Genomic DNA, 14,110 nt, shown 5'->3' on the forward strand with positions numbered 1-14,110 from the left:
GAAATTCAATTCTGGCTGGTCTGGGGCGCGGCCTTTTCCGCCGCCTCCGCCTTGGCCAGTCGCGAATCGAGCTGGGCATTGATCTGCTTCAACGCTTCCTTGCGGCGCGCGCTGTTGCGGGCTTCTTCGGTGCGCCAGTCGATGCCGAATGAGTCGGCCCATCCCTGCATCTGCTTCTGCCGCTTCTGCAAGGCAGCCTCACTCTTTGCGAGGTCGATCTTCTGTTGAAGGATGATCGCCGCGTCCGACCGGCTCGCGTCCCAGCTCTGGACGTAGATGATCTTGTTGCGGGTCGGCATCGTGTTGGTGTTCGCGTCGACCATGAACACCCACATGATCACCCAGGTGATCGCCATCGACAGCCCGAGCAGCGGCCATTTATGCGGCCGATTCTCGCGAAAATAGCTCCACATATCGCCTAGAGCGCTTCTGGGAGAGACCGGACGGGGGAAGATCGCCATCGCCGCTATATAGGAGATGGCGGCGCCGGATGCAAAGCCGGGCCTTGCATCCGGCAAGGCGGCATTCAACGGTCGGTCAGCTTGAAATGGACGGTCAGCACCTTGGTGCCGGGCACGGCCACGCCATCCCGAGTCGCGGGGCGGAAGCGCCATTTGCGCATGACGTGCCGCTGGGTCGCGATCCAGAAGGCCTCGTCCGTGGCGGAGAGCCGTTCGATGGCTGTCACCTTGCCATCCGCACCGATGCTGACGCGGACGGTGACTGAGCCTTCCATCCCCTGGCGGATCATCGATCCGGGATAGTCGGGCTGGAACGCCGACATGGCGCGCGGGTCGATGCCGGGTTCGACGAGCCGAGGCTCGTATACTGGTTCAAGCGGCGGGAGGGTGATACCCCCGCTCGTGTCAGTACCAGTGTCACCAGCGGGCACGATTGGCCCCGTTCCGCTGTCAGGCAGCTTCACCAGATCATCGGGATTTGTCGGGATCGGGTCGGTCGTCGGACCCACCGGCAGCCTGCTCTCGGGCGGCTGGGGCTGCGCTTCGGGTGGAGGCGGCGGGTCGAGCGGGATCTGCTTGCCGATCAGGATCTGCGGCACATAGGGGGCGATCACCTCCTTGGGTATAAGGATGAAAGCGCCCACCACCAGCGCGTGGACGGCGATGGTCGCTCCGATCGCTACGGGCGATCCGCCCCCACCACTATAGCCAGGCCGCGTCCCGCCGCCAGTTGCATGCATTGCCATTACTGCCATCGCATCCTCCATCCTAGAATCCTCGCGAGCTTCTGCCCGTCACAGACATGATGTTACATCATATCTCATGATATGTTGCAACATCATGTTTTGATCGAAGTCCTGCGCTTGTGTGCAGGCGTGCCGCGCCTTACCATAAGGGGCATGACGACCTTGCCTGAAGACCCAACCCTCGATGAAGTGCGGGCGTTTCTCGCTCCGATCCTGCCTCGCCATGCCGCATTTGACGGCTGGCGCGCCGAAGCGGTCACCATGGCTGCATCGGAAGGCCGCGTGGATGCCGACATCGCGCATCTTGCCTTTTCGGCGGGCGCCATGGACATGATCGATGCCTGGTTCGCTAGCATCGACACGCGCATGCTGGAGGCGCTGACGCCAGAGAAGCTCGTCACCATGTCGATCCGCCAGCGCATCATCGCGCTGGTCACGGCACGGCTGACACTGCTGGCGCGCGACCGGGAAGCCTTGCGCCGCGCGCTCGCTATCATGGCCCTGCCGCAGAACAGCGTTCGCGCAGCTCGCCTGGGCTGGCGATCGGCCGATGTGATGTGGCGCGCGGCTGGCGACAGCGCGACCGACCTCAATCATTATAGCAAGCGCCTGACGCTAGCGGCGGTCTATGCCGCGACGCTGCTGGTGTTCGTGGACGATGAAAGCGAAGATTGGGCGGATAGCCGCGCCTTCCTCGATCGGCGCATCGAAGGCGTGATGCGCTTCGAACGAGCCAAGGCGAGGTGGAAAGGCATAGGCGGCGGCGAGCGGCTGAGCCTTGCTCGCTTCATCGGCAGGCTCCGCTACCCCGCAACCTGACTGCCCACGAAAGTCCGCGATTCCGGCTGGCCTTTTCCTATCTATATTGATAGTCACTCGCAGGTGATCTCAGCGAGTATTACTTCCTTGCGCCTGTCCGAACTGCCGTTGCGCCAGCCAGCCTATGTGGACCTGATCGACTGGGACGCGCTTTCCGCGTCGGATGGCCAGCGTCTGCGTGAATTCGGTCTGTGCGAAGGCGCGAGCGTCGAAGCGCTGCATCATGGCGGTTTGCTCGGGCGTGGTCCGATCGCCTGCAAGGTCGGGCGCATGACCATTGCGATGCGCCGCAATCATGCGGCCGCGATTACCGTCCGCACGGGTCCGGCGGAGCCGGCATGAGTGGCCTGCCACTGGTCGCGCTGGTCGGCAATCCCAATGCCGGCAAGAGCGCCCTGTTCAACGCCCTGACCGGCGCGCGGCAGAAGCTGGGCAACTATCCCGGCGTGACGGTAGAACGTAAGGCAGGCAGACTGTCGCTATCCGATGGCCGCCCGCTCGAACTGGTCGACCTGCCCGGAACATACAGCCTCAATCCCACCAGCCCCGATGAGCAGGTGACCCGCGACGTGGTCCTGGGCAAGCAGCATGGCGAGCGGCTGCCGGACGCGCTGGTGGTAGTCGTCGACGCCTCCAACCTCGACAATCATCTGCGGTTCGCGCTTGAGCTGATCGCCCTTGGCTTGCCGACGGTCGTGGCGCTCAACATGGTGGACCTTGCCACCCGCGACGGGCTGGAACTGGACGCCGCCATCCTCTCGCGCGAGCTGGGGGTGCCGGTCATCTCGACCGTTGCGGTTCGGAAACGCGGGCTCGACCATCTTCGCACCGAACTGGACGCCTTGTTCGATGGCAGTGCCAAGGTCCGGCCTGCTGCCGCGCCTCTCGACTTCGATGCCCTGCGCAGCGAGGCGCGCAGGATCGCACGCGCGGCGGTGGTTCGCGAAACGCCCTCGCGCCGCCTGACCGCCGCGGTCGACCGGGTTGCGCTCCACCCCGTTGCAGGTCTGCTGCTGCTGCTCGGGCTGCTCTTCATCATGTTCCAGGCGGTCTATGCCTGGTCGGCAGCGCCGATCGCCATGATCGAGGGGCTGGCCGAAACGGCAAGCAAGATCATCACCAACGCGTTGCCCGATGGCCTGCTACGATCCTTCCTGGTCGATGGCGTCATCAACGGCGTCGGATCGGTGGTCGTCTTCCTGCCGCAGATCCTCATCCTCTTCTTCTTCATCCTTATGCTGGAAGCGACCGGCTATATGGTCCGCGCGGCATTCCTGATGGACGGCCTGATGGCCCGTGTCGGCCTGTCGGGCCGCGCATTCATCCCGCTGCTTTCCTCCTTCGCCTGCGCCGTGCCGGGCATCATGGCCACGCGCACCATCGCCGATCCGAAGGACCGGCTGACGACCATATTGATCGCGCCGCTCATGACCTGCTCGGCGCGCTTGCCGGTCTATGCGGTGATCATCGGCGCCTTCATCCCGGCGCGCAACGTGGGGCTGGGCATCGGCCTTCAGGGACTCGTACTCTTCTGCCTGTACATCGCCGGGATCGTCGGCGCGATGCTGGTAGCGCTGATCCTGCGCGCCACCGTCACCAAGGGCGCAAGCGGCAGCTTCCTGATGGAAATGCCGAAATATCAGTGGCCGCGCCCGCAGGACATATTGCTGGGCCTATGGCAGCGCGCAGTGATCTTCCTGAAGCGTGCAGGCACCATCATCTTCACATCGACCGTGATCCTGTGGGTGCTGCTCAGCTTCCCCAAGGCGCCGGAGAACAGCGCCGTCAGCCAGGTCAATTATTCGGTCGCCGGACGGATCGCCAATGGACTTAACATCGTGCTGGAACCGATCGGTTTCAACCGCGACATCTCCCTCGCGCTGATCCCGGCAATGGCCGCAAGGGAAGTGGCAGTGTCGGCACTCGCGACCGTCTATTCGCTCGATGCGGATCAAGATGAGACCAAGCTGGAGCGTAGTCTGGGCGATCGGCTGAAGGATAACTGGCCGCTGCCCACTGCCCTCGCCTTCCTCGCATGGTTCGTGTTCGCGCCGCAGTGCATATCGACGATCGCAGTGACGAAGCGGGAAACCAACGGTTGGAAATGGCCGCTCTTCATGATCGGCTATCTTTTCGCGCTCGCTTATGTCGCTGCGGGCCTGACCTACTGGACCGCGACGGCAGCGGGGCTATAAGAACCTCCAAAGTATCGGAGGAAATATGGCGGGTTCGGTCAACAAAGTCATTCTGGTTGGTAATCTGGGCGCTGACCCGGAAGTGAAGAGCTTCCAGAATGGCGGCAAGGTGTGCAATCTTCGCATCGCCACGTCCGAAAGCTGGAAGGACCGCAATTCCGGCGAGCGCAAGGAGCGCACCGAATGGCATAGCGTCTCGATCTTTTCCGAAGGTCTGGCGGGCGTAGCCGAGCGGTTCCTGCGCAAGGGATCGAAGGTCTATGTCGAGGGCCAGCTGCGCACGCGTAAGTGGCAGGATCAGTCGGGTAACGACCGCTACACCACCGAAGTAGTTTTGCAGGGGCCGGGCGCGGTGCTGACCATGCTCGACGGCGCGCCTGGTGGTGGCCAGGGCGGTGGTCGTTCGCAGGGCGGCGGCAGTGATTGGGGCGCCAGCTCGGGCGGCTTTGGCGGCGATTATGACGATTTCGGCGGTGGCAGCGGCGGTGGCGGCTTTGGCGGCGGCAGCGGTGGGCGCTCGTCCGGTGGTACACGGGGCGGCGCTGGCGGGCCGAATTTCGACAATGATCTGGATGATGAAGTGCCGTTCTGAGGAGGCGCTTCTTCTTCCAATAAAAACGCCCCGAGCGCAAGCCGGGGCGTTTTTCTTGCCGTTGGGGCATCTGCTCAGGCAGCAGCAGCAATCGCTGTCGCGCCCAGTTCAGCCAGTGCGAACTTGCGGATATGCTCGCCCAGATCTTCGCGTTCCAAAGCCAGCGCCAAGTTCGCTTCAATATAGCCGGCCTTTGACCCGCAGTCGAAGCGGCGGCCGTCGAAGGTCACGCCATGGAAGGGCTGCTGCCCGATCATCGATGCCATGGCGTCCGTCAGCTGGATCTCGCCGCCCGCGCCCTTTTCCTGGGTCGCGAGAATCTTCATGACCTCAGGTTGCAGGATGTAGCGGCCCGGCAGAATAAGGTTGGAGGGCGCGGTGCCGGGCGCAGGTTTTTCCACCAGCCCCTTGACCTCGGTCAGCGCGCCATCGCGCTGGCCCGGATCGATCACGCCATAGCTCGGCGTATCGGCCATCGGCACTTCAAGCGCGCAGACCAGATTGCCGCCGACCTGATTATAAGCATCGACCATCTGCTTGAGGCAGCCCCGTCCCGGCGCGCCCTTCATGAATTCGTCGGGCAACAGGATAGCGAAGGGTTCGTCCCCGACGATGTCGCGCGCGCACCAGACTGCATGGCCCAGGCCCAGCGGTTCCTGCTGACGCAAGAACACCGCGTTGCCGGGCGCAAGGCGCGTGCCGTCCAGGGCTGACAGGTCCTTGCCGCGCTCTCGCTGGGTGGCTTCGCTTTCATAGGCGATGTCGAAATAATCCTCGATCGCGCCTTTGCCGCGCCCGGTCACGAAGATCATCTGTTCGATCCCCGCCTCGCGCGCCTCATCGACAGCATATTGGATCAGCGGGCGGTCAACGACCGGCAACAGTTCCTTGGGCACCGACTTGGTAGCAGGCAGGAAGCGCGTGCCGAGGCCTGCGACAGGAAACACGGCTTTGCGGATAGGCTTGTAGGGCATGGTACTCCATTCTCGCTAGACGCGCGGACAGGCTTCGCCCTCCACGCGTCAAAGGTCAAGCATAGCGGGAGGGTTACCTCGCCCGGTCAGACGGCCAGCAGGCGCTGCGCCACCGTTTCGAGCGAAGATATCTCCGCATCGAGATGATCAAGCGAGACATGAGTGTGATTGTTCCGCGCGTCGCGGCACGTAAAGCCGCCAGGCGCGGGCTGCTGAAAGCCGCCAATGATGAGCGATCGGAAGCGATCGATCCTCTGCATGTGTCGCTCGATATCCGAAATCTCCTTGAGCGCGCTGGCGTTGCGCTTGTCACGCATCGCCACCATCGTCCGAAGCTCGGTCATCAGTTTCGCCATGCCCGGGCGCATCCGGGTGCCGACAGTCCGCACGTCACCCATTGCTTCCCGCATCATGGCAATTTTCGCCTCCAGACTCTGTTCCAGCATCGTCCAGGCACAGACCAGACGACCCACGGCACAAAGCAGCGCCGCATCTTCCGGCGCATATTCAGACACCGCCCTCACCTTTATCTCGGCTATATGATTCACGACCCACCCCGGCTCTGTTTTCTTCCTTCGCCCCGCTGAATCCTGCACGGAAGCGGGTAGCAAAGGCTAGAGGAACGCGCCGCGCCGCTCGCAGCAAGGGCACAGGCCAGCGGAAGACGTGCATAATCAGCGATGAACCGATCGAAGGTCAGTCGCCGAGATTCAAAAATCGATAGCGATTCCCTTGCGTTCCCAGTCGCCGTAGCGGACGGGGCTCAATTCTTCCTCGTGGCGCGAGGGGTGGTCGATCGGGTCGGGCGCAGGCACCGGCGGGCTCTTCGACAGATGAGCGGGCGGCTTCACATGCGCGGGACGCTTGCCGTTATATGTTCCCATGTCCAAAAGCCTTTCGATTGTGGCGCCGCACCGGCAACCCCATATTCATGCATGCCCCGCTATCTGGGCTGCAAAGGAGTGGAAGACAAGTGAGCGGTTTCAAGACGGTGATGCTGTTGTCGGCAATGACGGCGCTGTTCATGGCGCTGGGCTATACGCTGGGCGGCAGCGGCGGCGCGATGATTGCGCTGCTGGTTGCGGCGGGCATGAACCTGTTCACCTTCTGGAACGCCGACAAGATTGTGCTGTCGATGCACAATGCGCGGGAGGTGGATGCGCAGAGCGCGCCCGAATATTATGGGCTGGTGCGCGATCTTGCCCAGCGGGCGGGTCTTCCCATGCCGCGCGTCTACCTGATCGACCAGCCGCATCCCAACGCCTTTGCCACGGGCCGCAATCCCGAACATGCCGCCGTCGCCGCGACGACGGGCCTGCTGTCTATGCTGACCCGTGAGGAAGTGGCGGGCGTGATGGCGCATGAACTCGCCCATGTGCAGAATCGCGACACGCTGATCATGACCATGGTCGCGACGATCGCGGGCGCCATTTCGATGCTCGCCAATTTCGGGCTGTTCTTCCGTGGCGGCAATGAAGAGAATGGACATGGCAACATCCTCGCCACGCTGATGGCGGTCATCGTCGCGCCCTTCGCCGCGATGATCATGCAAATGGCGATCAGCCGCACGCGCGAATATGGCGCTGACGCCGCAGGAGCGCAGATCAGCGGCAATCCCCGCGCACTCGCATCCGCGCTCGCCAAGATTTCCGGTAAGGCGGAGATGATCCCGAACCATGTGGCCGAGCGCAATCCCGCCGCCGCCCAGCTCTACATCGTCCCTGTTCATGTGAGCGAACTCTTCTCCACCCACCCCGCGACCGAAAAGCGCATCGCGGCGCTGGAGGAAATGGGCGTGCCCGCACCCTCCACCATCCCCGTATCGGCACTCAACCCTGTCGCAGCTCCACCGCGCCGCCGGTCGAGCGCGCTCAATCCAAACGGGCGCTAATGGTAGACGTGATTGGCGAGGCCGCAGCCGAAGTCGCGGGTGCGCTATTCCGACATGCGGGTGGGCTGGTGATCGACCTGACCGTCGAGCACATCTTCTCCCGTCACACGGCGCGATTCTTTCATGGCGTGGGGCGGCGCGTCATCTTTGTCACGACATTGGGCGCCAAGCGCATTCCTTCCTCATTGCGGACAGTGCCGAAAGGCGTCCGCGCCAGCCCCCGCCGGTCGGATTGGGTAGCACTATGGGTCGGCATCGGCAGCTGGATAGGATTATTTCTGCTGGTCGGCATTATCGTCACTCATTTTCTTTAAAGGTGACCCTAGAGGGGAAAACGCGTAGGGCCCGCTGATGCCCCGCCGCCCTGCCCAACTCTCATTAGCCCCCCAACCCACAGATATTCCCGGCCTCCCCGCCCGCCGCGCCGCCTTGCGCCTGCTCGACGCCGTCCTGCGCCGGGGCGATCCGCTGGAGTTGGCGCTGCATGGCGCAGCACAGGGCCTGCCCGCTCCCGACCGGGCGCTCGTTCATGCCATCGCCGCCGAGACACTGCGCCACCTGCCCGATCTCGACGCGCTGATCGACGGCGCTACCCGCCAGCCGCTGCCCCCGGATGCCAAGGCCCGCATGGTCCTGCGCATCGCCCTCATTCAGGTGCTGGCGCTCGGCACTGCGCCCCATGCCGCCATTGCGACCGCGCTGCCGCTGGTCGATGGCGGCCCGCGCAAGCTGGTCCATGGCGTCTTCGGCACTGTCACGCGCGCCACACCCACCCTCCCCGATCCACCCACATTGCCGGACGAAGTCGTGGCGCGCTGGGAAAGCCAGTGGGGCAGTGACATGCCCGCTGCCGCCGCGCGCGCCTATGCCGTGCGCCCGCCTGTCGATGTCACCCTGCGCGACCCGGCAGAAACCGCGAGCTGGGCCGAAAAGCTTGGCGGCGAAAGTTTTGCGCCCGGCCATGTCCGCCTGCCCGATCACGGATCGGTGACGGAGCTTCCCGGCTTCACCGAGGGCGCTTGGTGGGTGCAGGACATCGCCGCCTCTTGCCCCGCGCGCCTTCTTGGCCAAGGCGAGGGCCGCACGGTGCTGGACCTCTGCGCGGCGCCCGGTGGCAAGACGATGCAACTCGCCGCCGCAGGGTGGCAGGTGACGGCCATCGACCAGTCGAAGAAGCGGCTGGAACGGCTGAGCGAAAACCTGTCGCGCACCGGCCTTTCCGCCACGATCGTTCAAGCCGATCTGCGCCAGTGGGAGCCCGCCACCCCCGCCGACGCCATCCTGCTCGATGCCCCCTGCACCGCGACCGGCATCTATCGCCGCCATCCCGACGTGCTGCATCGCATTGGGGGCCGCCAGATTGCCGAACTTGCCGAGTTACAGACGGAGTTGCTGAGCCGCGCGGCCCAATGGCTAAGGCCCGGTGGCACCCTGATCTACGCCACTTGCTCCCTGGAACGAGCGGAAGGCGAAGATCAGTTGGAAACCTTCCTTCACGCCCATCCCGATTTCAGCATTCAGAGCGCGAACGTGGCCGAATTGCCGCAGGGCCTGCCCCCCCGTCCGGACGGTTGGCTGCGCACCCTGCCCGAGACGCTGGCCGACCAAGGCGGAACGGACGGATTTTTCGTTGCCCGGCTTGCCCGCGCGCCACAATGAATTAAGATCAACCCTGTAAGAACTGAGATCTGGCAACGTCTGAAAGGCATCGCTTGCGCCCGACCGAGCCCCTTGCCCTGAACCATAGCTGGCCGCTCTACGACCTGCACCAGCATCTCGCCTCGGTGTCGCTCGACGATCATACCGCGCGCGATGATCAGGCGCTGGCGGAGCGGGGCATTGGCCTATGGCACTGCAATCTTGACGACGACAGCCTGTGTTGGACAGGCGGCGTCTATGATCTGTTTGGCCTGGAACGGGGCATGACGGTTCAGCGCCCGCTCGCCACATCGCTCTACCAACCCGATTCTCGCGAGGCGATGGAGCAGCTACGCGCCTATGCCATTCGCCATCGCCGCGGCTTCACCGTGGACGTCGATATACGGCCGCTCGACGGCGGCGAATGCACCATGCGCCTCATCGCCGCCCCGATATTGGAGGGCGCGCATGTCGTCGCGCTCCACGGCGTGAAGCAGTTTTTGCCGCGCGGATCGGTGGCGTCACGCGGCCTTGATCCCACTATTTTCAACCTGCCCTGAATCCCGCGCCAACGAGCGCCGAAAAAGCCTGTGGATAAGGTCGAACTGCGCCGTTGCCCTTGACCCAAGGCGCGGCTAGAGCCGACTGTTGATGACCAGCCCTATCCTTATCTCGCCCTCCATCCTCTCCGCCGACTTCGCCCGCCTGGGCGAGGAGGTCCGCGCGATTGACGAGGCGGGTTGCGACTGGGTCCATATCGACGTGATGGACGGCCATTTCGTACCCAACATCACGATCGGCCCGGCCGTGGTGAAGGCCCTGCGCCCGCACAGCAAGAAGCCGTTCGACGTTCACCTGATGATCTCTCCGGTGGACCAATATCTCGACGCCTTCGCTCAGGCAGGTGCCGATATCCTGACCGTCCACCCGGAAGCCGGGCCGCACATTCACCGCTCCATCCAGTATATCAAGTCGCTGGGCGTGCAGGCGGGCGTAGTGTTGAACCCCGGCACCCCGGCCAAGATGCTCGATTATCTGATCGATGATATCGACCTGATCCTGGTGATGAGCGTCAATCCCGGTTTTGGCGGGCAGAGCTTCATCGAAAATCAGCTGCGCAAGATTGAGGCGATCCGCAAGATGATCGACAAGAGCGGGCGCGACATTCGCCTGCAGGTCGATGGCGGCATCGATTTCACCACTGCCCCGCGCGCGATCGAAGCGGGCGCGGACGTGCTGGTCGCTGGCACCGCAACCTTCCGTGGCGGGCCTTCCGCCTATGCCGACAATATCCGGAAGCTCAAGGGCGGGTGAGCGACAGGCGGCGCATCCCCAGCCCATCGCTTGCGGATACGGCGGAATCAGAACCAGCCGAAAACGGAATCGAACAGGGCAAGCGCCTCATCCGCGTCGCGGATGACAAGGGCCTGTCGCTGGCTCAACGGGTCGCCAACCGCTTTTACCTGATGAGCTGGAAGACGCCGATCCACGGACGGCGGCTGAAGGGGAAATATCCGCTCAAACTGCTCGCGGTGCCCGATGATGAGATTGCGGGTGATGCGAAGGCTGGCCAGGCAATCCGGGCAGGCTATTTCCTGTTTCGCGGACTGAAGCAGCCGCTCAACACGCTGGATTTCGACCGCCTGACTGTCATCCCGGCATTCGCCGATTATCTGCACAGCTTCGCCTGGCTGCGCGACCTGTCATCGGCGGCGACGCGGGAACAGGGCGCGCCCATCGCCGAAGCCGTGCTGCGCAAATGGCTAGACGTGCATGCCGAAACGCCCAGCGAACCCGCCTGGCGCGCCGACAATGCGGGTTGGCGGCTACTCTTCTGGTCGGCTCATGCGCCGCTTATCCTGTCGTCCAGCGATCTGGTCTATCGCTCGCTGGTGCTGAACTGCATCGCACGGACGGCGCGGCATCTAGATCGCGGCGCGGACAAGGCGCCGCTTGGCCTCCCGCGTCTGGTGGCCTGGGGCGGGATCGTTGCGGCATCAATGTTGCTGCCGGGTGGCGCTGCCCGCAAGATTTTCGGTGAGGCGGGTCTCAAGCGCGCGATCGAAAACACGGTTCATGGCGATGGCGGCATTGTCTCGCGCTCGCCCAGTGACCAATTGGACGCCATCATGCTGCTGGCAATGGTGCGGGCGGTTTATGATGTTCGCCGCGAACAGGTGCCGCCTTTCCTCGCCGAAGCGCAGGGGCGAATGGTTCCCGCGCTGCTAAGCCTTACCCATGGCGATGGCGGGCTTGGCAGTTGGCAGGGCACGGGCGCGATCGATCCCGCCATCATAGAAGCCGTGATCCGGGCGAGCCGCGTGCGTGCGCGTCCGCTGCGACAAGCGAGCGACTGGGGCTATCAGCGGCTCGTCGCGGGCACGACCATCGTCCAGATCGATGCTGCGCCACCGCCGGTCGCCCGACTGGCCGAGGCGGGATGCGCCTCCACCACCGCGATCGAGATCAGCGACGGGCCGCAGCGGCTGATCGTCAATTGCGGCGGCGCGGCGCTTGAAGGCGCATGGATGCCCGGCGGCCTCGCACAGGGCCTGCGCACCACGGCGGCGCACAGCACACTGGTGCTGAACAATAGCAATTCCACCGCCCTGCTCCCCGACGGCACGCTGGGACGCGGCGTCACCGAAGTCGAATTTCACCGGCAGGAGCAGGAAAGCGGCAGCCGGATAGAGATCAGCCATGACGGCTATGTGCGGCGCATGGGCTATGTCCATCGCCGCCTGCTGCTCGTCAGCATCGATGGCCGCGAAATCCGGGGCGAAGACATGCTGACGCCCGCCGCGCGCCGCCGTCGGCCGGTGAAGCTGCCCGCCGAGCTACGCTTTCACCTCGCCCCCGGAGTCGAACCGACGGCCACGGCGGACGGCATGGGCGCGCTGCTGCGCATCGAGATGGGACCCATCTGGCAGTTCCGCGCCAATGCCGGGAAGCTCGCCATCGAGGAAAGCCTCTGGGTGGACGGGGAAGGCCGCCCGCATGAGACCCGCCAACTGGTCATCACCGCCGAAGCACTGCCCGGCGGATCGACCATCGGCTGGCTCTTCAAGCGGATGAGCTAAGGCCCTTTACCCCGAATCCTGTCCTTGCCGCATCGGCCCGGCAGGACTAGAGGGCTGCGGCAAGCCTGAGCGGCACTTCGAACAGCAGGAAGCATCATGTCAGACGTCACCATCAAACGCGCCCTCCTTTCCGTATCGGACAAGTCCGGCCTCATCGAACTGGGTCAGGCGCTGGGCAAACATGGCGTCGAACTGGTGTCCACCGGCGGCACGGCCAAGGCTCTGCGCGATGCCGGGCTGGACGTGAAGGATATTTCCGACCTCACCGGCTTCCCGGAAATGATGGACGGCCGGGTCAAGACGCTGCACCCCAAGGTTCATGGCGGCCTGCTCGCCGTCCGCAACAATCCCGATCACGTCGCCTCGATGAACGAGCATGAGATCGGCCCGATCGACCTCGTCGTCGTCAACCTCTACCCCTTCGCCGCCACGGTCGCGAAGGGGGCAGAGCGCGAGGAGATCATCGAGAATATCGATATTGGCGGTCCCTCCATGGTCCGCTCCGCCGCGAAGAACCATGAGAGCGTCGCCATCGTCACCGATCCCGCCGACTATGCCCGTCTGATCGCGGAGATGACAGAAAAGGGCGGCGCGACCAGCTATGACTTCCGCCGGATGCTCGCGGCCAAGGCATATGCCGCTACCGCCGCCTATGATTCGATGATCGCCAGCTGGTTCGCTTTCGCCGATCAGGGCGTCGCCTTCCCGGAGACGCTGGCGGTTTCGAGCAAGCTGGACACGACCCTGCGCTATGGTGAGAACCCGCACCAGTCGGCCGCGCTCTATCTGCCGGTCGGTCCTTCCGCCAACGGCATTGCCCAGGCCAAGCAGATCCAGGGCAAAGAACTGAGCTACAATAATTACAATGACGCCGACGCCGCGCTGGAGCTGGTCAGCGAGTTCCGTGACGGCCCGCCGACCGTAGTGATCGTCAAGCACGCCAATCCCTGCGGCGTCGCCACCGGCAATACGCTGATCGAAGCCTATGAAGCCGCCCTCGCCTGCGACAGCGTCTCGGCCTTTGGCGGTATCATCGCCGTCAACCGCCCGCTCGACGGCCCGACCGCCGAAGCGATCAGCGGCATCTTTACCGAAGTCGTCGCCGCGCCCGACGCCGATGAGGAAGCCAAGGCGATCTTTGCGAAGAAGAAGAACCTCCGCCTGCTGCTGACGGGCGAACTGCCCGACCCGGCGCGGACCGGGTTGATGATGAAGAGCATTGCCGGTGGCATGCTGGTGCAGAGCCGCGACAACGGCCGCATCACGCGCGATCAGTTGAAGGTCGTGACCAAGCGCGCGCCCACCGATCAGGAGCTGAATGACTGCCTGTTCGCCTGGACCGTCGCCAAGCATGTGAAATCCAACGCCATCGTCTATGCCAAGGGCAACAGCACTGCTGGCATCGGCGCGGGGCAGATGAACCGCCTCGAATCCGCGCGAATCGCGGCGTGGAAGGCCAAGGATGCCGCTGAAAAGGCGGGGTGGAGCGAAGCCCGCACCATCGGGTCGGCGGTCGCGTCCGACGCCTTCTTCCCCTTTGCCGATGGCCTCCTGACGGCGGTCGAAGCAGGCGCGACGGCAGTGATCCAGCCGGGCGGATCTATCCGGGACGACGAGGTCATCGCGGCGGCCGACGAAGCTGGCCTCGCCATGGTCTTCACCGGCATGCGGCACTTCCGCCATTGAGAGGGGCTGGCGGGGCGGTCCACCTCCC

16 protein-coding genes are annotated in these 14,110 nt (G+C 64.2%); 11 read left to right on the forward strand and 5 right to left on the reverse strand.

All coding sequences use genetic code 11. The features are described 5' to 3' along the window. Positions 1–5: 5 nt before the first annotated feature. Both ACYU81_RS06740 and ACYU81_RS06745 read right to left on the reverse strand, forming a co-directional pair. On the reverse strand, positions 6–461 hold the full coding sequence (locus ACYU81_RS06740) for a hypothetical protein (protein ID WP_460986952.1): 456 nt from the start codon (positions 459–461) through the stop codon (positions 6–8). Positions 462–526: 65 nt separating this feature from the next. Continuing rightward, a complete protein-coding gene (locus tag ACYU81_RS06745; RefSeq protein WP_460986953.1) occupies positions 527–1,207 on the reverse strand; it encodes an energy transducer TonB in 681 nt (226 codons plus the stop codon). A gap of 153 nt (positions 1,208–1,360) precedes the next feature. On the opposite strand from ACYU81_RS06745, the gene ACYU81_RS06750 reads away from it, so the two are divergent. The 4 genes from ACYU81_RS06750 to ssb all read left to right on the forward strand — a co-directional run bounded on the left by ACYU81_RS06750 (position 1,361) and on the right by ssb (position 4,813). After that, entirely contained in the window at positions 1,361–2,026 is a 666-nt protein-coding gene (locus tag ACYU81_RS06750; protein WP_449474404.1) for a COQ9 family protein, read from the forward strand. 87 nt (positions 2,027–2,113) lie between these two features. Further along, positions 2,114–2,368 carry a FeoA family protein gene (locus ACYU81_RS06755; RefSeq protein WP_460988129.1) on the forward strand — a complete coding sequence of 85 codons (255 nt, stop codon included), beginning with the start codon at positions 2,114–2,116 and terminating at the stop codon, positions 2,366–2,368. Further along, entirely contained in the window at positions 2,365–4,221 is a 1,857-nt protein-coding gene (gene feoB, locus ACYU81_RS06760; protein ID WP_460986954.1) for a ferrous iron transporter B, read from the forward strand. The genes ACYU81_RS06755 and feoB overlap by 4 nt, the downstream gene beginning before the upstream one ends. Positions 4,222–4,246: 25 nt before the next feature. Beyond that, complete coding sequence (gene ssb, locus ACYU81_RS06765; RefSeq protein WP_460986955.1) at positions 4,247–4,813, forward strand: single-stranded DNA-binding protein; 567 nt, start codon at positions 4,247–4,249, stop codon at positions 4,811–4,813. Between the two features lie 74 nt (positions 4,814–4,887). On the opposite strand, the gene ACYU81_RS06770 is transcribed toward ssb, so the two are convergent. The 3 genes from ACYU81_RS06770 to ACYU81_RS06780 form a co-directional block, all read right to left on the reverse strand. Beyond that, positions 4,888–5,787, reverse strand: coding sequence for a UTP--glucose-1-phosphate uridylyltransferase (locus ACYU81_RS06770; protein ID WP_460986956.1), 900 nt, complete (start codon positions 5,785–5,787; stop codon positions 4,888–4,890). An 86-nt stretch (positions 5,788–5,873) separates the two neighbouring features. Continuing rightward, positions 5,874–6,302, reverse strand: coding sequence for a hypothetical protein (locus ACYU81_RS06775; protein ID WP_196224798.1), 429 nt, complete (start codon positions 6,300–6,302; stop codon positions 5,874–5,876). Positions 6,303–6,497: 195 nt separating this feature from the next. Continuing rightward, positions 6,498–6,671, reverse strand: coding sequence for a DUF1674 domain-containing protein (locus ACYU81_RS06780; protein WP_196224799.1), 174 nt, complete (start codon positions 6,669–6,671; stop codon positions 6,498–6,500). Between the two features lie 47 nt (positions 6,672–6,718). Between ACYU81_RS06780 and htpX the strand changes: the two genes are divergently transcribed. The 7 genes from htpX to purH all read left to right on the forward strand — a co-directional run bounded on the left by htpX (position 6,719) and on the right by purH (position 14,082). Continuing rightward, complete coding sequence (gene htpX / locus ACYU81_RS06785; RefSeq protein ID WP_460988130.1) at positions 6,719–7,678, forward strand: zinc metalloprotease HtpX; 960 nt, start codon at positions 6,719–6,721, stop codon at positions 7,676–7,678. Continuing rightward, positions 7,678–7,992 carry a hypothetical protein gene (locus ACYU81_RS06790; RefSeq protein ID WP_460986957.1) on the forward strand — a complete coding sequence of 105 codons (315 nt, stop codon included), beginning with the start codon at positions 7,678–7,680 and terminating at the stop codon, positions 7,990–7,992. Before htpX ends, ACYU81_RS06790 begins: the two co-directional genes overlap by 1 nt. A 37-nt stretch (positions 7,993–8,029) precedes the next feature. Next, complete coding sequence (locus ACYU81_RS06795) at positions 8,030–9,337, forward strand: RsmB/NOP family class I SAM-dependent RNA methyltransferase (RefSeq protein ID WP_460986958.1); 1,308 nt, start codon at positions 8,030–8,032, stop codon at positions 9,335–9,337. Between the two features lie 53 nt (positions 9,338–9,390). After that, on the forward strand, positions 9,391–9,876 hold the full coding sequence (locus ACYU81_RS06800) for a diguanylate cyclase (RefSeq protein WP_449474413.1): 486 nt from the start codon (positions 9,391–9,393) through the stop codon (positions 9,874–9,876). A 91-nt stretch (positions 9,877–9,967) separates the two neighbouring features. Then, positions 9,968–10,630 (forward strand): ribulose-phosphate 3-epimerase, encoded by a 663-nt coding sequence (rpe, locus tag ACYU81_RS06805; RefSeq protein WP_460986959.1) that lies wholly within the window; start codon positions 9,968–9,970, stop codon positions 10,628–10,630. Beyond that, positions 10,627–12,396: a heparinase II/III family protein gene (locus ACYU81_RS06810; protein WP_460986960.1), complete on the forward strand. Its 1,770-nt coding sequence runs from the start codon at positions 10,627–10,629 to the stop codon at positions 12,394–12,396. Before rpe ends, ACYU81_RS06810 begins: the two co-directional genes overlap by 4 nt. Positions 12,397–12,492: 96 nt before the next feature. Then, positions 12,493–14,082, forward strand: a complete 1,590-nt coding sequence (purH, locus tag ACYU81_RS06815; RefSeq protein WP_460986961.1) for a bifunctional phosphoribosylaminoimidazolecarboxamide formyltransferase/IMP cyclohydrolase — start codon at positions 12,493–12,495, stop codon at positions 14,080–14,082. Positions 14,083–14,110 lie beyond the last annotated feature (28 nt).

This window comes from Sphingobium sp. TomTYG75 (assembly GCF_054771635.1).

Bases quoted from the DNA above. Each gene is read 5' to 3' on its own strand.
- ACYU81_RS06740 (WP_460986952.1), bottom strand. From the start codon at position 461: ATGGCGATCTTCCCCCGTCCGGTCTCTCCCAGAAGCGCTCTAGGCGAT.
- ACYU81_RS06745 (WP_460986953.1), bottom strand. From the start codon at position 1,207: ATGGCAATGCATGCAACTGGCGGCGGGACGCGGCCTGGCTATAGTGGT.
- ACYU81_RS06750 (WP_449474404.1), top strand. From the start codon at position 1,361: ATGACGACCTTGCCTGAAGACCCAACCCTCGATGAAGTGCGGGCGTTT.
- feoB (WP_460986954.1), top strand. From the start codon at position 2,365: ATGAGTGGCCTGCCACTGGTCGCGCTGGTCGGCAATCCCAATGCCGGC.
- ssb (WP_460986955.1), top strand. From the start codon at position 4,247: ATGGCGGGTTCGGTCAACAAAGTCATTCTGGTTGGTAATCTGGGCGCT.
- ACYU81_RS06770 (WP_460986956.1), bottom strand. From the start codon at position 5,787: ATGCCCTACAAGCCTATCCGCAAAGCCGTGTTTCCTGTCGCAGGCCTC.
- ACYU81_RS06780 (WP_196224799.1), bottom strand. From the start codon at position 6,671: ATGGGAACATATAACGGCAAGCGTCCCGCGCATGTGAAGCCGCCCGCT.
- htpX (WP_460988130.1), top strand. From the start codon at position 6,719: ATGCATGCCCCGCTATCTGGGCTGCAAAGGAGTGGAAGACAAGTGAGC.
- ACYU81_RS06790 (WP_460986957.1), top strand. From the start codon at position 7,678: ATGGTAGACGTGATTGGCGAGGCCGCAGCCGAAGTCGCGGGTGCGCTA.
- ACYU81_RS06795 (WP_460986958.1), top strand. From the start codon at position 8,030: ATGCCCCGCCGCCCTGCCCAACTCTCATTAGCCCCCCAACCCACAGAT.
- rpe (WP_460986959.1), top strand. From the start codon at position 9,968: ATGACCAGCCCTATCCTTATCTCGCCCTCCATCCTCTCCGCCGACTTC.
- purH (WP_460986961.1), top strand. From the start codon at position 12,493: ATGTCAGACGTCACCATCAAACGCGCCCTCCTTTCCGTATCGGACAAG.